Annotated in this window: 24 protein-coding genes and 1 riboswitch; of the genes, 9 read left to right on the top strand and 15 right to left on the bottom strand. The window is 68.9% G+C overall.

From position 1 onward, the window contains the following. Positions 1–121: 121 nt before the first annotated feature. Positions 122–334, top strand: a complete 213-nt coding sequence (locus IQ216_RS03910) for a type II toxin-antitoxin system HicB family antitoxin (RefSeq protein ID WP_370566596.1) — start codon at positions 122–124, stop codon at positions 332–334. A 35-nt stretch (positions 335–369) separates the two neighbouring features. Continuing rightward, positions 370–561 (top strand): type II toxin-antitoxin system HicA family toxin, encoded by a 192-nt coding sequence (locus IQ216_RS03915; protein WP_370566597.1) that lies wholly within the window; start codon positions 370–372, stop codon positions 559–561. A gap of 55 nt (positions 562–616) precedes the next feature. Here IQ216_RS03915 and IQ216_RS03920 read toward each other — a convergent pair whose 3' ends face one another. From IQ216_RS03920 to IQ216_RS03930, 3 genes are all read right to left on the bottom strand, one after another. After that, positions 617–778 (bottom strand): HEPN domain-containing protein, encoded by a 162-nt coding sequence (locus IQ216_RS03920; protein WP_193814414.1) that lies wholly within the window; start codon positions 776–778, stop codon positions 617–619. Further along, a complete protein-coding gene (locus IQ216_RS03925; protein ID WP_193814415.1) occupies positions 765–1139 on the bottom strand; it encodes a nucleotidyltransferase domain-containing protein in 375 nt (124 codons plus the stop codon). Before IQ216_RS03925 ends, IQ216_RS03920 begins: the two co-directional genes overlap by 14 nt. A 635-nt stretch (positions 1140–1774) precedes the next feature. Then, on the bottom strand, positions 1775–1957 hold the full coding sequence (locus IQ216_RS03930; RefSeq protein WP_193814433.1) for a hypothetical protein: 183 nt from the start codon (positions 1955–1957) through the stop codon (positions 1775–1777). A gap of 123 nt (positions 1958–2080) precedes the next feature. On the opposite strand from IQ216_RS03930, the gene IQ216_RS03935 reads away from it, so the two are divergent. Then, on the top strand, positions 2081–4216 hold the full coding sequence (locus tag IQ216_RS03935) for a cation-translocating P-type ATPase (RefSeq protein WP_193814416.1): 2136 nt from the start codon (positions 2081–2083) through the stop codon (positions 4214–4216). Here IQ216_RS03935 and IQ216_RS03940 read toward each other — a convergent pair. Further along, positions 4201–4848, bottom strand: a complete 648-nt coding sequence (locus tag IQ216_RS03940) for a rhodanese-like domain-containing protein (RefSeq protein WP_228007109.1) — start codon at positions 4846–4848, stop codon at positions 4201–4203. The genes IQ216_RS03935 and IQ216_RS03940 overlap by 16 nt on opposite strands. A 281-nt stretch (positions 4849–5129) precedes the next feature. On the opposite strand from IQ216_RS03940, the gene IQ216_RS03945 reads away from it, so the two are divergent. After that, complete coding sequence (locus IQ216_RS03945; protein ID WP_228007110.1) at positions 5130–5558, top strand: DUF3122 domain-containing protein; 429 nt, start codon at positions 5130–5132, stop codon at positions 5556–5558. 58 nt (positions 5559–5616) lie between these two features. Next, complete coding sequence (locus tag IQ216_RS03950; RefSeq protein ID WP_193814418.1) at positions 5617–6153, top strand: isoprenylcysteine carboxylmethyltransferase family protein; 537 nt, start codon at positions 5617–5619, stop codon at positions 6151–6153. A gap of 324 nt (positions 6154–6477) precedes the next feature. Here IQ216_RS03950 and IQ216_RS03955 read toward each other — a convergent pair whose 3' ends face one another. Genes IQ216_RS03955 through IQ216_RS03970 form a run of 4 tightly spaced genes read right to left on the bottom strand, consistent with a single transcriptional unit; the run spans position 6478 to position 9094 of the window. Continuing rightward, positions 6478–7272: an energy-coupling factor ABC transporter ATP-binding protein gene (locus IQ216_RS03955; RefSeq protein ID WP_193814419.1), complete on the bottom strand. Its 795-nt coding sequence runs from the start codon at positions 7270–7272 to the stop codon at positions 6478–6480. Next, complete coding sequence (cbiQ, locus tag IQ216_RS03960; RefSeq protein ID WP_193814420.1) at positions 7269–8075, bottom strand: cobalt ECF transporter T component CbiQ; 807 nt, start codon at positions 8073–8075, stop codon at positions 7269–7271. The genes IQ216_RS03955 and cbiQ overlap by 4 nt, the downstream gene beginning before the upstream one ends. Beyond that, positions 8059–8370 (bottom strand): energy-coupling factor ABC transporter substrate-binding protein, encoded by a 312-nt coding sequence (locus IQ216_RS03965; RefSeq protein WP_186699868.1) that lies wholly within the window; start codon positions 8368–8370, stop codon positions 8059–8061. Before IQ216_RS03965 ends, cbiQ begins: the two co-directional genes overlap by 17 nt. A 4-nt stretch (positions 8371–8374) precedes the next feature. After that, the gene (locus IQ216_RS03970) at positions 8375–9094 is read right to left on the bottom strand and encodes an energy-coupling factor ABC transporter permease (RefSeq protein WP_193814432.1); all 720 of its coding nucleotides are present in this window, start codon (positions 9092–9094) and stop codon (positions 8375–8377) included. A gap of 60 nt (positions 9095–9154) precedes the next feature. After that, positions 9155–9304, bottom strand: a riboswitch (cobalamin riboswitch). Positions 9305–9411: 107 nt separating this feature from the next. On the opposite strand from IQ216_RS03970, the gene IQ216_RS03975 reads away from it, so the two are divergent. After that, a complete protein-coding gene (locus IQ216_RS03975) occupies positions 9412–9663 on the top strand; it encodes a hypothetical protein (RefSeq protein WP_186699864.1) in 252 nt (83 codons plus the stop codon). A gap of 44 nt (positions 9664–9707) precedes the next feature. Here IQ216_RS03975 and IQ216_RS03980 read toward each other — a convergent pair whose 3' ends face one another. Then, entirely contained in the window at positions 9708–10994 is a 1287-nt protein-coding gene (locus tag IQ216_RS03980; RefSeq protein ID WP_193814421.1) for a Y-family DNA polymerase, read from the bottom strand. Positions 10995–11001: 7 nt separating this feature from the next. Beyond that, positions 11002–11451, bottom strand: coding sequence for a LexA family transcriptional regulator (locus tag IQ216_RS03985; protein WP_193814422.1), 450 nt, complete (start codon positions 11449–11451; stop codon positions 11002–11004). Positions 11452–11494: 43 nt separating this feature from the next. Between IQ216_RS03985 and IQ216_RS03990 the strand changes: the two genes are divergently transcribed. The 3 genes from IQ216_RS03990 to IQ216_RS04000 are packed head-to-tail and all read left to right on the top strand — an operon-like array spanning position 11495 to position 14811. Next, entirely contained in the window at positions 11495–12136 is a 642-nt protein-coding gene (locus IQ216_RS03990; RefSeq protein ID WP_193814423.1) for a succinate dehydrogenase, read from the top strand. Beyond that, a complete protein-coding gene (locus IQ216_RS03995; protein ID WP_193814424.1) occupies positions 12133–14049 on the top strand; it encodes a fumarate reductase/succinate dehydrogenase flavoprotein subunit in 1917 nt (638 codons plus the stop codon). The genes IQ216_RS03990 and IQ216_RS03995 overlap by 4 nt, the downstream gene beginning before the upstream one ends. A gap of 9 nt (positions 14050–14058) precedes the next feature. Beyond that, on the top strand, positions 14059–14811 hold the full coding sequence (locus IQ216_RS04000) for a succinate dehydrogenase/fumarate reductase iron-sulfur subunit (RefSeq protein ID WP_193814425.1): 753 nt from the start codon (positions 14059–14061) through the stop codon (positions 14809–14811). On the opposite strand, the gene IQ216_RS04005 is transcribed toward IQ216_RS04000, so the two are convergent. The 5 genes from IQ216_RS04005 to IQ216_RS04025 form a co-directional block, all read right to left on the bottom strand. Continuing rightward, complete coding sequence (locus IQ216_RS04005; RefSeq protein WP_193814426.1) at positions 14771–15121, bottom strand: hypothetical protein; 351 nt, start codon at positions 15119–15121, stop codon at positions 14771–14773. The genes IQ216_RS04000 and IQ216_RS04005 overlap by 41 nt on opposite strands. 168 nt (positions 15122–15289) lie before the next feature. Then, positions 15290–15595, bottom strand: coding sequence for a DUF805 domain-containing protein (locus IQ216_RS04010; protein WP_193814427.1), 306 nt, complete (start codon positions 15593–15595; stop codon positions 15290–15292). Positions 15596–15620: 25 nt separating this feature from the next. Continuing rightward, positions 15621–16631, bottom strand: coding sequence for a type I glyceraldehyde-3-phosphate dehydrogenase (gene gap / locus IQ216_RS04015; protein WP_193814428.1), 1011 nt, complete (start codon positions 16629–16631; stop codon positions 15621–15623). A gap of 39 nt (positions 16632–16670) precedes the next feature. Then, the gene (locus IQ216_RS04020) at positions 16671–16985 is read right to left on the bottom strand and encodes a hypothetical protein (protein ID WP_193814429.1); all 315 of its coding nucleotides are present in this window, start codon (positions 16983–16985) and stop codon (positions 16671–16673) included. Between the two features lie 68 nt (positions 16986–17053). After that, positions 17054–17403, bottom strand: a 350-nt coding sequence (locus tag IQ216_RS04025) for a hypothetical protein (RefSeq protein WP_193814430.1), incomplete at its 5' end; no start/stop codon positions are given.

A 17403-nucleotide genomic window follows, 5' to 3' on the forward strand; every position in this document is an offset into this window, starting at 1 on the left:
GGTGTGACGGGGGGTGGCACCTGTGGGGCAGAAGCCCTGCGGCGATGCCATGCCCTTTGTCACCCCTTCGGAAAGACTTGGCGAGTTGCCTACGATGAATCCACTGAAGGCAGCAGAGACTGTGCGTACGTTCTCCGCCGTGATCGAGCGCTGCGCGGACACGGGCCTGCTTGTGGGCTACGTCCCGGGCTTCCCCGGCGCCCACACCCAGGGGGAGACCCTTGATGAGCTGCAGGCCAACCTCCAGGAGGTGATCGCCATGCTCCTGGAGGACGGCGAGCCTGCCCTGGAAAGCGACTTCGTGGGCCTGCAGCAGATCGTGGTGCCGGCCTGAACGTGGGCTCAACCCCCGTCCTCAAGTCCTCTGAGGTGGCGGACATTCTTCGGAAGCTGGGCTTCGATGTGGTTCGCCAACGCGGCTCCCATCTGCAGTTTCGTGATCCTCGAGGACGCTGCACCACAGTTCCTGTCCACAGGGGACGTGATATCTCTCCTCCGCTGCTTCGTCAGATCGCCAAGGACATCGGCATGACCCTGGAGCAGTTCCTCAGCCACCGCTGAGCACCGAATCGGTGATGTGGCGCAGGCGGCGCAGTTCATGGGTGAGCGGCGGATCTCAGGCGAGTTGCAGCAACCAGGCTTTGAGGGCCTTCTCCAGACACTGCTGCGCGGCCCAGCCCCAGCTGGCTTCCTCCACCTCTGGATCCAGCAGACGGCGGGCCATCCTGAGGTCGCGGCGGGCGATGCGCAGCAGCCGCAGCGCTTCAGGCCTTGCCATCGAGCAGAACGCCCTCTCGTAGGGCCTCATACACCAGGGAGCCTGGCTCCTTGGCTCGGCGGGCCACTTCGCTGCTCGAGTGGAGCACCAGGTCGACCGACAGATCCGGCTGCGCCACGGCACCCCAGAGGTCAGCGAGCAGCGCAAAGCGGTCGCGCTGCGCCAGCCAGGCATCAGGCACGGTGATCAGCAGGTCCACATCGGAGTCGGCCCGGCCATCACCGCGGGCCCTCGATCCGTAGCCGCAGGCTTCTCCGCAGGAGTACAGACGCACATCAGCAGCAGGGATCAGCTGGCGAATGCCGGCAACCATGCCCGCCAGCCTCGGCTCGATCGGTTTGGAGGCTGTGGTGGCCGTCATGACTCCATTCTGACGACGACTGGCTTCGCCCGGAAGCAGGCTCACCATCGTTGCGGTTTGGATGAACGCGCGCAGGCGCAGGAAGGCGGCAGAGGGGCTGGAGGCCATGGAGTGATGCTGGCGGCTGCCGGCCACCAGGGCCCGGTTTGGTTTTGGGCGGCCCGTCAGGAAGGAGCCCCTGCTGGGATCGCTTCTGGCGTGATCGCGTGGCGGATGCAGCAACCCGGCGCCGGGCGTGGTTGTGTCGTCCTCGTCCCTTTGCCCAGTCAGGGGCGGCATCCCGCTCACCGCCGCAAGACTGGTGCCATTGGAGGGTGCTATGCAGGAAATCCTTTTCGTTGTCGAGGAAGCGGAGGATGGCTCCTACCGGGCCAGCGCAGCTGCCGCCGCGATCCACACCGAGGCCGACACCCTTGATGCGACTCCATCTCGGGAGCCCGGGACTACTGGCTTAGAAACGCCTCCACGCTGATACCGGCCTGCCGCAGAATCGCCCCGAAGGTGTCCTCCGGCCTGTTCCCAGGAAGGCCAGATCCAGCAAGATGATCACCCCGATGCTGATCAAGACACCGCAAGGAACGCCCCCTTCTTGCTCGTCTCGTCTTGCTCGTCTCGCAGGGGTGGACGTTCAGCGCCTATCCCACGCCACCGGGGCCGAGCGAGCGCAGCATGGCCCAGAGGCTGCCGCCGGCTTCGGGGCGCTCCACGCCACGGTTCAGAAACCACATGGCGCCAGCCATGGCGTTGAGCCCCAGCACGGCCAGCCACACTGTCCATCCTTCCGGCAGCTTCATGGCCTTCTGTTCTGGCAACGGCACCCATCATCTCCGGTGGGGCTGACATGCCCCCCTTGGCTGGTCCAGCTCMGCGATGCGCGGCAGCCATCCAGCCAGGCTGAAGTTCCACCAGGCTGGCTACGGACCCCAGCCCCGCCCGATCCGATGGTCAGCCCGCCTACCCCCTCCGGCCTGGGACCTGACGGCGAGGTGTGGTGGATCCCTGCCCTCGATTGCGCCACGGAGGAACTGGAGATTCGCCAGGCCCTCAGCGATGTGGCCGGCATTGTTGAGCTGCGCTTCCAGCTGGCCAGCCACAGCCTGCTGATCCGCGCCGATGCGGCCGCCCTGGCCCAGGCGGAGCTGCTCCTGCAGCGCCTCGGCTACCCGCCCCAGCGGCTGGAGGGCACTGCGGCGTCCACGCCCCGGGCCGCTCCGGTGCCCTGGGCCAGGATGCTTCTGGCCCTGCTGCTCGCTGCCGCCGCCGAGGCCGTGAATGTGCTGGTGCCGGGCTCCGTGGCGCAGCAGGCCCTGGTGCTGGGGCTGTCGGCGAGTGCCATTGGCCTGGCAGGACTGGCGGTGTACCTCAAGGGACTGGCTGCCCTGCGCCAGGGGCGGCTCAACATCAACGCCCTGATGGCTGTGGCGGTGAGCGGGGCCTTCCTGATCGGTCACTGGCCGGAAGCCGGCATGGTGATGGCCCTCTACGCCCTGGCCGAGGCGCTGGAGGCCCAGGCGGCAGACCGTGCCCGCCAGGCCATCGGCAACCTGATGCAGCTGGCCCCCGAGCTGGCCACGGTGGAGTTGCGGCCTGGGGAGTGGGCCCGCACCGAAGTGGGCCACGTGGTGGTGGGGCAACGGCTGCGGGTGGAGCCTGGCGAGCGGATTCCCCTCGACGGGGTGGTGCTCAGCGGCCGCAGTGCCGTGAACCAGGCCCCGGTGACCGGCGAGAGCCTGCCGGTGGACAAGGCCGGCGGTGATGCGGTGTTTGCCGGCACTTTGAACACCGACGGCGCCCTGGAGATCCGCTCCACCTGCACGGCGGCCACCAGCACCCTGGCCCGGATCATTCACGCGGTGGAGGAGGCCCAGGCCTCACGGGCGCCCATCCAGCGCTTTGTGGATCGCTTCGCGGCGCGCTACACGCCTGTGGTGTTTCTGCTGGCGCTCTTGGTGGCCCTGCTGAGCCCGGGGCTGCTGGGGCTCACACCGCTCGAGGCGGTGTACCGGGCCCTGGTGCTACTGGTGATCGCCTGTCCCTGTGCCCTGGTGATCGCTACCCCGGTCACCCTGGTGAGTGGACTCACCGCCGCCGCCCGACGCGGCATCGTGATCAAGGGCGGCCTCCACCTGGAGCAGGCCCGCAACCTGCGCGTGCTGGCCTTCGACAAGACCGGCACCCTCACCACCGGCCGGCCCAGGCTGGAGGCCTTCGAGGTGATCGACAGCCGCATCCCTGCCGGCCAGCTGCGCCAGTGGGCCGCCTCCCTCGCCTGCCGTTCGGACCACCCCATCTCCCGCGCCATCGCGGCGGGGCTGGATGCGGAGCGGCTGCCGGTGGAGGAGCTGAGCGCCAGCGGCGGCCGTGGTCTGAGCGGCCTGGTGGAGGGTCGGCCCCTGTGGCTCGCCAGCCACCGCTGGATTCAGGAGCTGGGTCTGGACACCCCGGAGCTCAGCGAGAGGATCAGGCAGCAGCAGCAGCGGGCCCGCAGCGTCAGCCTGTTGGCCGACGCCCAGGGCGTGCTGGCTCTCTGCGGCTCGGCCGATCCGCTTCGCCCCAGCGCCGCCAGGGCCGTGGAGCGCCTGAAGCACCTCGGCCTCAACCTGGTGATGCTCAGTGGCGACAACGCCCTCACGGCCGAGCTGGTCGGCCGGCAGGCCGGCATCGAGCGGGTTCACAGCGGCCTGCTGCCGGAGCAGAAGCTGGAGCTGGTGCTCGCTCTGCAGCAGGAGGGACCCACCGGCATGGTGGGCGATGGCATCAATGACGCGCCCGCCCTGGCCGGGGCGACGGTGGGCTTTGCCATGGGCGCCGCCGGCAGTGACACCGCCATGGACACCGCCGATGTGGTGGTGATGGACGACGACCCGAACCGTCTGGCCGACACCATCCTTCTGTCGCGGCAGACCTGGCGGGTGCTCTGGCAGAACATCGGCCTTGCCCTCGGCATCAAGGCGGCCTTTCTGCTGCTCACCCTCACGGGCAGCGCCACCATGTGGCAGGCCGTTGTTGCCGACATGGGCACCAGCCTGCTGGTGATCGCCAACGGCCTGCGCCTGCTGCGTCAGCGCTGGGCCTGAGCCACGCCAGCCTGAATCTCGCCAGAGGGATCCAATCGGGATATGGGCTCACCGGCTGACTGCCAGCCGGCAAAGCTGGGCGGGAATCCCCTGACCTGATCAAATCCCTGCAACTGGAGTGCCATCACTCCCATCGCTGATCGGTAGCCCGTCGAGCAATACAACACCACGGCTTGATCCGTGGGGATGAGGTCGAGGCGGTGCTCGAGATCCTTGAGAGGAATGTTGATGGCTCCTGGGATATATCCTGCCTGGTATTCAGAGGGCTGGCGCACATCAACCAGCAAGGCCTCGTCACTTCCGATCAGGCGCTTCAAGCCTGGAACTGTGCGAACAGCGTAATAGTCTCCCGGCATGGAAACGAGATAACGATCAACGGCGCTCTCCAATGTGGGCTCAGGTGGTGTGGAAGCAGCCATGGCGATCGGCTGAGCTCCCACGCCAAGCAGAACGCAGGCCATCAGGATCAGGCCAACAACCGCCGTTTCAAGTGATATCCAGATGCGCTGGTGCCAGATGGGACGGTCTTGATCATGATCGTCTTGAAACGGTTTTACTGCTCTTGCCTGGCTCGGCCACGCCGGCCCCTGGAGTTGCAGGGTGAAACTCCTGTGCACATTGCACTCGTGCATCGCCAGCCGTGAGGGAGGCAGGGAGGTTGTCGTCATCGTCAGACATGAGAACGGGATGGGCTGGAGCCGCAGGAGGCGCTGATGGACCCGCACCAGCGGGGGCTCGACCTGGCACCCAATCCTCCCATTAACACAGTAGCGTTGAACGACGTTATGTTGCGAAAGGCGTTATGGGCATTCCTGTTGCCGTGGATCGAGGGGCTGGCCGCCCGGGTCACTGCTGCTCGCCTGGGCCCTTGCTGAGGTCAGTGGCTGCAGCTGTTCTGCTTGCTCTGGTGTTGATGCTGCTGCCACTCCAGGCCACGGCAGCGGACGATCCGCTGCGCCGGAGCCTCACCGACTCCTCGGGCCATCTCTGGGGCCTGACCCTGTTTGAGCAGCCCGATCCCGCCTATCCAGCCGGCTGGCGCCTGCGCCTGAACGCCCGCTCACCCGGGCAGGCGGTGGATCACCAGCGGCCGCTGCTGCTGAGCGATGCACTCGGCGGCGCCTGGCTGCTGCCGAACCGCAGTGGGGAATTGGTGGCCCTCGGAGCGGCGGATCTCCCTGAGACCTCGGCCCAGTTCGACGCCGACGCCATGGAACCGAGGCCGAGTGAGGTGCTGCCGCTGCAGCTGCAGGTGCCGACCGATGACCGGGAGGGCGCCGTGAAGGTGATGCTGCCACCCGACGTGGTGCAGGTCCTGCATGGCCTGCCTCCGCACCGCTGACATCACTGGGCTGAAGCCATGAGCTCCACCCCCCCCCCTTGTTTCAACCAACCACACGATGCCGAGCCACCTCAACGAACGACTGCGGAAATGGGGCTTCTCCTGGGAAGGTCTGCGGAACAACCGCCATGGCGAGTGGTGGGTGCTGGCCCAGATGATCCTGATCTCCGCCCACTGGCTGCCACCAACGCCTGCCCCGGCGGCACTGGGGATTCACTGGCCGCTGGCGATGCGACTGATCGGTGGGTTCACGATCCTGACCGGCCTGTTCATCGGCGGCCAGGGAGCTCTGAACCTGGGGGACAGTCTCAGCCCGCTGCCCGAACCGATCGCCGGAGCGCCCCTGGTCACCGAAGGCGCCTACGCCCGCTGCCGCCATCCCCTGTATCAGTCGCTGCTGCTCTGTTCCCTGGGGGTGACGCTGGCTCTCGGCAGCCTGCTGCATCTGGGCCTGCTGCTGGCCTTGGCGACCGTGCTCAGCCTGAAGGCCCGTCGCGAAGAACAGCGGCTCTGTTCCATTCACGCCACCTATGCCGCCTTCATGGCATCCACCCCGGCGATCATTCCCTTTGTTCCAGGCCTCGACTGGCGCTAGCCCCTGCCTGCAGCAGCCTCCGCTGGGCCAGCGACAACGCGACACAGGCAAGGCCATAGCAAGACTATGAGCTTAGGCTCATAAAAGCATGCTGGCAGAGTTTCTTCGCCTGGCCCTGCACGGCGTTCATTCGCCTGCGCAAGTTTCCGTCGTTTGCAGTTCGCCCTCACGGCGATCTTCCACATGCTCTGGCCCGTGCTGTTCACCGGTAATCCCCTCGTATAGCCCCAGGCCCGTTTCTGGGCCAAGCTCTACATGTTCGATGTTCTCTGTTGGCCTGCCTGGGCCGCCAAGCCAGCCACCCGGAGCCTTCACCAAGCCCTATCACCTGCTGAATAGGTGATCAAAACTTGGTGGCACGCCCAGATTCAGGGCTTCGAGCTGATCGCGGCGGGCGAAGATATCGGCGGGTGTGCCCTCCAGCACCAGCCGCCCGCCCTCGATCACGAACAGCCAGTCGGCCCAGCTGTTCAGGAACTCCATGTCATGGCTGGCCACCAGGATGGTGGTGCCGCTGGCATGAATCCGCTGCAACTGCTGCAGCAACGCCCGGCCATGGCCCGGGCTCAGATAGGCGGTGGGCTCATCGAGCAGCAGCAGCTCGGGCTCGAGCACCATCACATCGGCCAGGGAGAGGCTTTTTTTCTGGCCCATGCTGAGCATGTGGGTGGGGCGCTCCAGCAAGGCCTCCAGCCCGAAGGTCTCCGCGGCCTGTTGCATCCGGCGGCGGATTTCAGCCTCCTCCAGGCCCAGATTCACCAGACCGAAGGAGAGGTCCTCCTCCACCGTGGTGGCCACCAGCTGATGTTCCGGGTTCTGAAACACCAGCCCCACCTGCTGGCGCAGGCGGCGCAGGGATCCGCGCTCGTAGCGGATTGGTGCCTCTCGCCAGCGGAGTTGGCCCTGCTGAGGGCGCAGCAGGCCATTGGCCAGCAGGAACAGGGTGGTTTTGCCGCAGCCGTTGTCGCCGATCAGGCCGCAGCGCCACCCCTCGGGCACGTCCAGGCTGAGGCCGCTGATGCACGCTTCGAGGGCGCAGGGGTAGCGGAAGCCCACCGCCTCGAAGCGCAGCAGGGTTGTTGCCGGCTTACCGCCATCGGGGGGCTGCGCTGGAGTCATCGCCCCAGCCCCAAGGACAGGGCACCGAGCAGGGCACAGCCGGCGATGGCCTCTCGCTGATGGCGCGGCGAGCCCCGGTGTCGCTCTGCAGCCAGCACCCGCAGCTCGCCGTCAAACCCCCGGGCCGCCAGGCCCATGGCGAGGCCCCGGTAGCTCGCCAGGGAGCGATGCAATAACTGGGCCACCAGCACCCCCAGACTCTTCAGTCGCTGCCTCCAGCCGCGCCTCCCGGCCCTGGCCTGCTGCGCCACCCACAGCTCGCTGGCGATGCCCATCAGGGTGAAGATGAAGCCATAGGTGAGCACCAGCAGCTCCAGCAGCAGGGGCGGCAGTCGCAGGCGCCGCAGCACAGCGATCAGCTCACTGAAGGGCGTGGTGAGCAGCACGAACATCAGACAGCTGCTGGCGGCCAGCGAGCGGCTGATCAGCAGCGCGGCCTGCCCCACCCCCTGCTGGCTCACATACAGCATCCAGCCGCCGGCCAGGGGCCGGGCCAGCTGTTGCCACACGTCCCCGCGAGCGGTGGCGGTGAAGGCGTCGAGCGGCACCGCCTGCAGCAGCAGGGCCGGCAGGCTGGCGATGGCGAACCCCAGCGGCAACAGCAGCAGCGGCAGGTAGAGCCGCGCCGGGATCGCGGCGTACACCACGATCCAGAGCGCCAGCCAGAGGCTGATCAGGCCCTGGACCAGCGGAGGTGCCACCAGCCCCAGCAGCAGCAGCACCGCCGCAAAGGCCAGCTTCTGCCCCGGGGGCAACCAGCGCAGCCGGTTGCCGTAGGCCAGGGCGTCAATCCGGTGACTCATCGCCCCTGTTCAGAGCGCGTCCTTTGTAGAGCCCGATCACGTAGCCGATCACACCGGCGCCAAGGGCCGCCTGGCTGGCGAACAGCAGGCTTTCCACCTCGCCGCTGGGCAACGCCACCACGGCGTTGAACCAGGGCCTGTAGCTGGGCTGGATCTCGCTGATGGCGTCCATGCCCTGGCCGTCGGCGCCGGAGAATTCGCCGCGCACGACCAGCACGGGCAGGGCGCTCAGGGCCACCACGGCGAGCACCAGCAGCCAGTTGCCCTGGGGGCGTTGCTTTCCAGAATCGGTCATGGGGTCAGCTCTCTTGGTGGAGCAGGCGGAGGGTCTTGAGCTCGGGCTGGCCATAGGACTGCAACCAGTTCCACACCAGCACGGTGAGCAGGCCTTCGGTGATGGCCAGGGGAATCTGGGTGATCGCGAAGATGCTGCCGAATTTCAGGAATGAGGCCATCACCCCACCGCTGGCGGCGGGGAAGGCGATCGCCAGCTGGCCAGCGGTGACCACGTAGGTGGCCAGGTCGGCGAGGGCGGCGGCGGCGAACACCGCCAGGCGCCTGTGGCCGCTGCTGCTGAAGAGCTGAAAGGCGCCCCAGGCCACGAAGGGCCCCACGATCGCCATCGAGAAGATGTTGGCGCCCAGGGTGGTGAGCCCACCGTGGGCCAGCAGCAGCGCCTGGAACAGCAGCACGATGCTGCCGATCACGGTCATCACCGTGGGGCCGAACAGCATCGCGCCCAGGCCGGTGCCGGTGGGGTGGGAGCAGCTGCCGGTGACGGAGGGAATCTTCAGGGCCGAGAGCACGAAGGTGAAGGCGCCGGCCAGGGCCAGCAGCAGCTTCAGCTCCGGGTGGCTGCGGCTGATGCGTGTCAGCGACCGCAGGCCCACCGCCAGGAAGGGCAGCGAGATCAGCCACCAGGCCACGGCCCACTGCAGCGGCAGGAAGCCCTCGGCGATGTGCATCGCCTGCGCCGGGGCAGGCGTTAATAGAACAAGGCAGAAACTGAGCGCAGCCATCAACGACAGGCTGGCCAGCTTTGCTGGCATGGTCTTCACTCTGTACCTCGCAGGTAAGACAGTTGAGTTGTGAAGAACGGCAGGTGTTCTGACTGATCAGGGTCCTGGGACCCTGAAACACAGTTGCGGGACAGCGGCCGATTTCAACGGCACTTTCCCTGTTGCCTCCGGCGGCTGAACCCCGCCGGAACCGTTCTGAATCCGAGCATACCCATGGCGGCTCAGCTCTTTCTCGCCCCGCTTCAGGTTTCGTGTCCGATTTCAGGGAGGCCGGCGTGCTCAGTAACCTGGGTGTGCTCCGTGTTCCCCCCGCGTCCATGGACTTTTTCGAAGTGCTCTGGCACGGCGAGGGCATCGGTGATGGCGGTGATCTGGAGGAGGCCCTGATGGCCTATGCCCTGGTGAAGCCCGACGACGGCGACTGGGCCGCCGCCTGCAGCGCCCCCGGCGCCGCTCCCTGCATCCGTCGCTACGCCTCCTTTGACGCCTTCCTCGACAACGCCGATGAGCTGGAGACGATTCCGGTCACGGCGGCGATGATCGAGGCCTGCCTGGCGCAGCTGCCCTGAGTTCCGCCCCACGACGAGCCCGGCCGCAGCGCTGATCCCGCCTTTCACTGCGCCAGCACCCGTGGGATCGCCTCCAGCCGCGTGGTGGCGGCCCGGGAGAGCCTGTCGCGCCGCATCGCCCAGGGCGGTTGCAGTCCGCAGGCGGCCCACTGCACGGTGCCGCGCCCGTAGCGGCGGTTGAGCCGGTCCACGGCGGCCATCAGGGCAGCGCGGCGCTGCTGCTGCTCCGGCGGCAGCGGTTGCAGCAGGTGGTGTTGCAGCAGCTCCTCGCCCTGCAGCTGCAGCAGCAGCACGCCGGCCTTCTGCAGCGGGTGCTGGGGACGGAACAGGGCCTCGGCCAGGGGCAGGGCCGCCGCCAGCAGCACGGCGGTGTCCTGGCTGGGCAGCGCCAGGGTGAGGGTGGCGCTGTTGCTGTAGAAGCTGGTGCCGTTGAACGGGTTGCTGCGCACGAACACGCTCAGGGCCCCGGCCCGCTGCCGTTGGCGGCGCAGCTTCTCGGCCGCCCGCACCGTGTAGGTGGCCACCGCCTGGCGCAGCTCCGCGGCCGTGCGCACCGGCTGGCTGAAGCTGCGGCTCACGCAGGTTTCCTGCTTCGGCGCTGGCACCAGGGTGAGCGGCAGGCAGCGGTGGCCCCGCAGTTCCTGCTGCAGCCTCAGGCCCACCACGCCGCACTTCTGGCGCAGCTCACCGCTCGGCATGTCGCGCAGGGCGAGGGCATGGGCGACACCCCGCAGCCGGCACCAGCGGGCCAGGCGCCGGCCGATGCCCCACACGTCTTCGATCGCCACCTGCTGCAGCCAGGCGGAGGGGTCGCTGCAGGCCCCCAGGTCGAACACATGGCCATGGGCCGGCTGCCCCTTGGCGAGGCGGTTGGCCAGCTTGGCCAGCACCTTGGTGGGGGCGAGGCCCACCGCCACCGGCAGCCCCAGCTCCCGCTGCACCGCCCGCCGCAGCTCCAGCCCCCAGGCGGTGAGATCGCTGCCCGGCGGCCGGGGCAGCAGGCCGAAGGCCTCGTCGATCGAGTAGATCTCCAGCTCCTCCACCCAGCGCTCCAGGGTGGCCATCAGCCGCTGGCTCATGTCGGCGTAGAGGGCGTAGTTGGAGCTGCGCACCACCACGCCGAGGCGCTCCAGCTGGCGCTGCACCTGGAAGTAGGGCTGGCCCATGGCGATGCCGAGCCGCCTGGCCTCGGCACTGCGCGACACGATGCAGCCGTCGTTGTTGGAGAGCACCACCAGCGGCCGGCCCAGCAGGGCGGGCTCCAGCACCGCCTCGCAGGAGGCATAGAAGTTGTTGCCATCGATCAGGGCGATGGCCGTGCTGGTCGGCATGGCCCCCTCAGCAGCGGCGGATCACATGGGTGGCCACCCCCCAGATGCGGGCGTCGGGATGCGGGTGCAGCGGCAGGGACGGGTAGGCGGGATGGGCCGCCTCCAGCCACTGCCGGGTTCCGCGGCCGGCCAGGCGTTTCACGGTGAAGCCGCCATCGAGCAGGGCCACCACCACCAGGCCCGCCCGCGGTTCGAGCTGCCGGTCCACCACCAGCAGGTCGCCGTGCCGGATGCCGGCATCGCGCATCGAGTCGCCGGCCACCCGCAGCAGCAGGGTGGCGCCGGGGTGGGGCACCAGCAGACGCTGCAGGTTGAGACCTGGCTGGGCGGTGGCCTGGGCGCTGGCCTGGCTGTTGGGGCGGCGCCTGGAGATGTCGGCCACGCCGTGGGGATCGTCAATCCACAGACTAGTACAGATGTACTGAGTGGATGCGGTGTCAGGGGCGCTGTTCTCCATACCATGGGCTCAACAACGCAGCCGATCAACGGTGGCCACGGGGATGGGCGCAACCACGCTGAGGCTGGGCACGGCGGGGGCGGGGCTGCTGCTGGTGCTGTTCCTGCTGGTGCATCTGGCCGGCGTGCTGCCGGCGGTGCTGGCCCCCGAGCGCTTTGAGGCCTATGCGGCCGGTCTGCATCGCGCCGCCTGGCTGCCCCTGGTGGAGCTGGCCCTGCTGGCTGCGGCGCTGCTGCATCTGGGCCTGGGGCTGGCCAAGGTGATCGCCAACCGTCGCGCCGGCAACAGCGCCAGCCTCAGCAGCCGTCGCGGCCAGCCGCTGGCGGCCCTGGCGGCCCGCAGCCAGGCGATCGGCGGCGTGGGGCTGCTGCTCTTTCTGGCGGTGCATCTGGGCCAGCTGCGCTGGCCGCGCCCGCCGCAGGGGGCCGAACGGGCCGCCCTCGAGGCAGTGCTGCGCCAGCCGGCCATGCTGGCCCTCTACCTCGCCGCCGCCGCCGCCGTGGGACTGCATCTGCTGCATGGCTCGGAGGCCGCCCACCGCAGCCTGGGCCTGCTCGATGCCGGCAACGGCCCCCGCATCCGCCTGGCGGGGCGCCTGCTGGCCCTGGTGGTGGCCATCGGCTTGGCGGCGGTATCCGTGGCGCTGGCCCTCGGCCTGGGGCTGCCTCTGCAGCCGGGGCCATGAGCGGACTGCCCGATGCCCAGCTGCCCGGTGGTCCGCTGCCGCAGGCCTGGCAGCACTGCAAGGAGGGGCTGCCCCTGGTGAGCCCGCAGCGCAAGCGGCAGCTGCGGCTGCTGGTGGTGGGCAGCGGCCTGGCCGGCGCCTCGGCGGCGGCCACCCTGGCCGAACAGGGCTACCAGGTGCGGCTGCTCAGCTTCCATGACAGCCCGCGCCGGGCCCATTCAGTGGCGGCCCAGGGGGGCATCAATGCCGCCCGTCCCCGGGCCGCCGATGGCGACAGCATCAGCCGCCTGTTCGCCGACACCGTGCGCGGCGGCGACTTCCGCGCCCGCGAGGCGGGCTGCTGGCGGCTGGCGGAGATCAGCAGCGGCATCATTGATCAGTGCGTGGCCCAGGGCGTGCCCTTCGCCCGGGAGTACGGCGGCAGCCTGGCCACCCGCAACTTCGGCGGGGCCCTGGTGAGCCGCACCTTCTACGCCCGCGGCCAGACGGGCCAGCAACTGCTCTACGGCGCCTACCAGGCCCTCATGCGCCAGGTGACCGCCGGCCGGGTGGAGCTGCTCTGCCGCCGCGATGTGCTGGAGATCATCACCGTGGAGGGGGTGGCCCGCGGCGTGGTGGCCCGCCATCTGATCAGCGGTGAGCTGGAGGTGCACACCGCCCAGGCCGTGCTGCTGGCCAGCGGCGGCTACAGCAACGTGTATTTCCTCTCCACCAACGCGCTCAAGTCCAACGCCAGCGCCATCTGGCGGGCACATCGCCAGGGGGCCCTGCTCGCCAACCCCTGCTTCACCCAGATCCACCCCACCTGCATCCCCAGCGGCGACGCCTACCAGAGCAAGCTCACCCTGATGAGCGAGAGCCTGCGCAATGACGGCCGCGTGTGGCTGCCGCTCCAGCCGGCCGATCCGCGCCCGCCGGCCGAGATTCCCGAGCAGGAGCGCGACTACTTCCTGGAGCGTCTCTATCCCGCCTACGGCAACATGGTGCCCCGCGATCTGGCCTCCCGGCGGGCCCGGGAGCTGTGCCAGGCCGGCCATGGCGTGGGGCCCGGCGGCCGCTCGGTGTACCTCGATCTGCGCGATGCGATCAGCAGCCAGGGCGCCAGCACGATCGAGAGCCGCTACGGCAATCTGCTGCAGATGTATGAGCGGATCACTGGCGAGGATCCCTACACCACGCCGCTGCGCATCTACCCGGCGCCCCACTACACGATGGGCGGCCTGTGGGTGGACTACCGGCTGATGAGTTCGATTCCGGGGCTGTTCGTGCTGGGTGAGGCCAACTTCTCCGAGCACGGCGCCAACCGGCTCGGGGCCAGCGCCCTGATGCAGGGCCTGGCCGATGGCTACTTCATCGCGCCGCTCACGGTGACGGCCTGGCTGGCGGGCCATGCCACCCCTGCCATCGCGGCAGACCACCCGGCCTGCCGCGAGGCCCGCGCCCGGGCCGCTGGCCGCATCGCCGCCCTGCTGCAGGTGGCGGGCCCACGGCCCGTGGATGCCTTCCACCGGGAGCTGGGGGCGGTGATGATCGAGCGCTGCGGCATCAGCCGCGACGCCGCCGGCCTCAGGGCCGGGCTGGCGGAGGTGGCGGCGCTGGAGCAGCGCTTCCACGCCGAGGTGCGGCTGCCGGGCACGGCGGCGGGGCCCAATCCGGAGCTGGAGAAGGCGCTGCGGCTGGAGGATTTCTTCGGCCTGGCCCAGTTGATGCTGCGTGATGCCCTGGCCCGCGAGGAGTCGTGCGGGGCCCACTTCCGCGAGGAGCACCAGACCGCCGACGGCGAGGCCAGGCGTGATGACAGCCGCTTCGCCCACATCGCCGCCTGGGAGCACCGGGGCGGCGCCGACCCCGTTCGCCATGCTGAACCCCTGCCCTTCACCAGCCTCGAGCCCAGTGCCCGCAGCTACCGCTGAGCCCCACCCATGAGCAGTCGCACCCTCTGCCTGCATCTGCGCATCTGGCGCCAGGAATCAGCCCAGGCTCCTGGCGGCTTCTGCGACTACACCCTGGAGTCGGTGTCGGCCGATCTGTCACTGCTGGAGGCGCTGGATCAGCTCAATGAGCAGCTGATCACAGCGGGCGAGCGGCCGGTGTCGATGGAGCACGACTGCCGCGAAGGCATCTGCGGCAGCTGCGGCTTCCTGGTGAACGGCCAGGCCCATGGCCCCCGCGCCGCCACCAGCGTCTGCCAGCTCTACCTGCGCCAGTTCAGCAGTGGTGAGCGGCTCACCCTCGAGCCCTGGCGCGCGGCGGCCTTCCCCCTGGTGCAGGACCTGGCCGTGGATCGCTCCGCCCTCGACCGCCTGATCGCCGCCGGTGGCTACTGCTCGGTGAACACCGGCCAGGCGGCGGATGGCAACGCCATGCTGGTGGGAGCCGAACAGGCCCGATCCGCCTTCGACACCGCCACCTGCATCGGCTGTGGCGCCTGCGTGGCCAGCTGCCGCAATGCCTCCGCCAGCCTGTTCGTGGCCGCCAAGCTGGCCCACCTGGGCCAGCTGCCCCAGGGCCAGCTGGAGCGCGCCCAGCGGGCGCGGGCGATGCAGCAGCAGATGGATCAGGAGGGTTTCGGCAGCTGCAGCAGCCATCTGGAATGCGAGGCCGTGTGCCCCCAGGAGATCTCCGCCGACTGGATCAGCTGGATGCACCGCGAGGCGCGCCGAAGCGCCGGATGAAGGCAGCCAGGGCCATCGGCCCGCAGCGCCGCTGCCAGCCGACCTCACCGGGATACTGCCGCCAGCAGGAGAGGTGCACCCCGCTGGGACGCAGGCAGAGGAGGTAGCGGTAACCCGCCTGACGGCAGGCGGGATGGGCCTCCGCGGCAGCGATTGCCGGCAGGGGAGCAAAGATCTCGGCCAGTTCCGCCGCGCTGGCCGCCGGCTGGCCCGTGGCCTGCAGCGGCGCCGCCAGCAGGCCGGCGATCCGCTGGGGGAAGCCATCCCCGGCCAGCCACCAGTGGCGCTGGGCGGCACTGCGCAGATCCACCAGGGAGATCAGCGCTCCGCCGGACCCTCGGGGGCAAGAGCCGGGGGCAGACGGAAGGGCGCTGGGCGGAGCAGCAGGTGAAGGGGCTGTCGGTGCGACGGCCTGGCGAAGGGGCACGGCGGAGCAGAAGCGATCTCCTGTTCAGTGCCCCGGGCGTCTCAACCGGGTTCAGAGCGCCACGGACGGCTGGCAGAACAGCACGATCAGCCAGATGGCCCCCACGATCGGAATCAGGCTGAGCAACAGCCAGGGCCAGGGCTTGCCGATGTCCCGCAGGCGCCGCACACAGATTGGAATCCCCGGCACCAGGCTGGCGATGGCATAGACCCAGTAGAGCTTCTCAGAGACAACCTGGAGGACGATGCCCACAATCAGGTTGGCCAGCACAAACCACCAGTAGTCACCCCGATTGGAGCGACCGCTGTAGTCGAAGGAGCGACTCCAGGCTGAGGTGAAAGCTTCGATCAGGCGCATGGTGACAGCGGAACGCCGCCACTACTTACACGGAACAGTCCACAGTGGCCATGTGCTGCATCAGATCGATGCACTTGCAGCTGTAGCCCCACTCGTTGTCGTACCAGGCCACCAGCTTCACGAAGGTGTCGGTGAGGGCGATGCCGGCGCCGGCATCAAACACCGAGGTGCAGCTCTCACCGAGGAAGTCCGTGGACACCACGGCGTCTTCCGTGTAGCCGAGGATGCCGGCCATCGGCCCTTCGCTGGCGGCCTTCATCGCCGCCTTGATCTGGTCGTAGCTGGCCGGACGGGCCAGGTTCACGGTGAGGTCCACCACCGATACATCGGGGGTGGGCACGCGGAAGGCCATGCCCGTGAGCTTGCCATTGAGCGCAGGGATCACCCGGCCCACGGCCTTGGCCGCACCGGTGGAGCTGGGGATAATGTTCTGGCCCGCGCCACGGCCACCGCGCCAGTCCTTGGCCGAGGGGCCGTCCACGGTCTTCTGGGTGGCGGTGGTGGCATGCACGGTGGTCATCAGCCCGCTCTCGATGCCGAAGCTGTCGTGCAGCACCTTGGCCATCGGTGCCAGGCAGTTGGTGGTGCAGCTGGCGTTGGACACGATCGCCTCGCCGGCGTAGCTGCTGTGGTTCACGCCCATCACGAACATCGGCGTGGCGTCCTTGGAGGGGGCGCTCATCACCACGCGCTGGGCGCCGGCCTCCAGGTGGGCCCGGGCGCTGGCCTCGGTGAGGAAGAAGCCGGTGCTCTCGAGCACGTAGTCGGCCCCGATCTCGCCCCAGCGCAGGTTGGCGGGATCCCGCTCGGAGCTCACCCGGATCGTCTGGCCATTCACGATCAGCTTGTCCCCCTCGACACTCACCTCGCCGGCAAAGCGGCCATGGGTGGAGTCGTGGCGGAGCATGTAAACCAGGTAGTCGAGGTCGATCAGATCGTTGATGCCCACCACTTCCACGCTGCCGAGACTCACGGCGCGGCGGAAGGCCAGGCGTCCGATGCGGCCGAAGCCGTTGATGCCGATGCGGAGGGTCATGGGTGACGGCGCAGCAGAAGGGAGCTCAGGATTCTGAGCCTACGGACTGAGCGGGCCTGGGCTGAACACCGCGCTCGGGCAGAGGCTGCTGCGGCCATCGGCAAAGGCCATGCCGATGCGCACGTTGCGATGGGCGGTGGCGCCGTCAGCAGACTCGGTGAGCACGGCCATCAGCTGGTCGCTGTAGCGCTGCCGCTGCGTCGCGGTGATCAGGCCATCGCGTTCGAGGGCGCAGAGGGTGCGCATCGCCCCGTTGCCCTTGCCGAACATCAGCATGAACGACTCCTTCTGCGTGGCTCCGGTGCCCTCGGGGGGCGCCTGGGCAGCGGCTGGAGTGCCAGCGAGCACTGTCATCGCCACGGCGATGAGCCTCACCAAGGCGGGAGCATCTGCTCTGGCAGGGGCCTGGAGGCGCTTGTGAATCAAGGCAGGTCTTCGTCGTCTTCGAGCAGAAGCTGCTGGAAGGCCGTGTAGAGCTCCTGGTGCTCACCAATGAGGCGGGGATCGGGGCGGCCCAGACCCTTGCCGTTGCTGCTGCCGTTGCCTTTGCCGGGGCGCGACGGACCCCGATTCGGCGCCGCCATGGCCGTTGAGCCAGGCGATGCCGCTGGCGCCGGCTGACGCTTCAAGCGTGCGGCCTCCAGCGTCCGCAGCCGATCCAGCAGGTGCGGCGGCACGGTGCCATCGGCGCTGGCCTGCATCAGCTCAGCGAAGAGCGTCTCCGGATTGGTCTCCGTTTCCAGCTTGTGGCGGGGCTGGTCGGCCCTGGGTC

The sequence above is a fragment of the Cyanobium sp. LEGE 06143 genome (genome assembly GCF_015207535.1).
Taxonomy (GTDB): domain Bacteria; phylum Cyanobacteriota; class Cyanobacteriia; order PCC-6307; family Cyanobiaceae; genus NIES-981.

What these genes read in the sequence shown, in the direction of transcription:
- IQ216_RS03920 (WP_193814414.1), bottom strand. Translation starts at nt 778, where the DNA reads ATGGCAAGGCCTGAAGCGCTGCGGCTGCTGCGCATCGCCCGCCGCGAC.
- IQ216_RS03925 (WP_193814415.1), bottom strand. Translation starts at nt 1,139, where the DNA reads ATGACGGCCACCACAGCCTCCAAACCGATCGAGCCGAGGCTGGCGGGC.
- IQ216_RS03935 (WP_193814416.1), top strand. Translation starts at nt 2,081, where the DNA reads ATGGTCAGCCCGCCTACCCCCTCCGGCCTGGGACCTGACGGCGAGGTG.
- IQ216_RS03940 (WP_228007109.1), bottom strand. Translation starts at nt 4,848, where the DNA reads ATGCACGAGTGCAATGTGCACAGGAGTTTCACCCTGCAACTCCAGGGG.
- IQ216_RS03945 (WP_228007110.1), top strand. Translation starts at nt 5,130, where the DNA reads ATGCTGCTGCCACTCCAGGCCACGGCAGCGGACGATCCGCTGCGCCGG.
- IQ216_RS03950 (WP_193814418.1), top strand. Translation starts at nt 5,617, where the DNA reads ATGCCGAGCCACCTCAACGAACGACTGCGGAAATGGGGCTTCTCCTGG.
- IQ216_RS03955 (WP_193814419.1), bottom strand. Translation starts at nt 7,272, where the DNA reads ATGACTCCAGCGCAGCCCCCCGATGGCGGTAAGCCGGCAACAACCCTG.
- cbiQ (WP_193814420.1), bottom strand. Translation starts at nt 8,075, where the DNA reads ATGAGTCACCGGATTGACGCCCTGGCCTACGGCAACCGGCTGCGCTGG.
- IQ216_RS03965 (WP_186699868.1), bottom strand. Translation starts at nt 8,370, where the DNA reads ATGACCGATTCTGGAAAGCAACGCCCCCAGGGCAACTGGCTGCTGGTG.
- IQ216_RS03970 (WP_193814432.1), bottom strand. Translation starts at nt 9,094, where the DNA reads ATGGCTGCGCTCAGTTTCTGCCTTGTTCTATTAACGCCTGCCCCGGCG.
- IQ216_RS03975 (WP_186699864.1), top strand. Translation starts at nt 9,412, where the DNA reads ATGGACTTTTTCGAAGTGCTCTGGCACGGCGAGGGCATCGGTGATGGC.
- IQ216_RS03980 (WP_193814421.1), bottom strand. Translation starts at nt 10,994, where the DNA reads ATGCCGACCAGCACGGCCATCGCCCTGATCGATGGCAACAACTTCTAT.
- IQ216_RS03985 (WP_193814422.1), bottom strand. Translation starts at nt 11,451, where the DNA reads ATGGAGAACAGCGCCCCTGACACCGCATCCACTCAGTACATCTGTACT.
- IQ216_RS03990 (WP_193814423.1), top strand. Translation starts at nt 11,495, where the DNA reads ATGGGCGCAACCACGCTGAGGCTGGGCACGGCGGGGGCGGGGCTGCTG.
- IQ216_RS03995 (WP_193814424.1), top strand. Translation starts at nt 12,133, where the DNA reads ATGAGCGGACTGCCCGATGCCCAGCTGCCCGGTGGTCCGCTGCCGCAG.
- IQ216_RS04000 (WP_193814425.1), top strand. Translation starts at nt 14,059, where the DNA reads ATGAGCAGTCGCACCCTCTGCCTGCATCTGCGCATCTGGCGCCAGGAA.
- IQ216_RS04010 (WP_193814427.1), bottom strand. Translation starts at nt 15,595, where the DNA reads ATGCGCCTGATCGAAGCTTTCACCTCAGCCTGGAGTCGCTCCTTCGAC.
- gap (WP_193814428.1), bottom strand. Translation starts at nt 16,631, where the DNA reads ATGACCCTCCGCATCGGCATCAACGGCTTCGGCCGCATCGGACGCCTG.
- IQ216_RS04020 (WP_193814429.1), bottom strand. Translation starts at nt 16,985, where the DNA reads ATGACAGTGCTCGCTGGCACTCCAGCCGCTGCCCAGGCGCCCCCCGAG.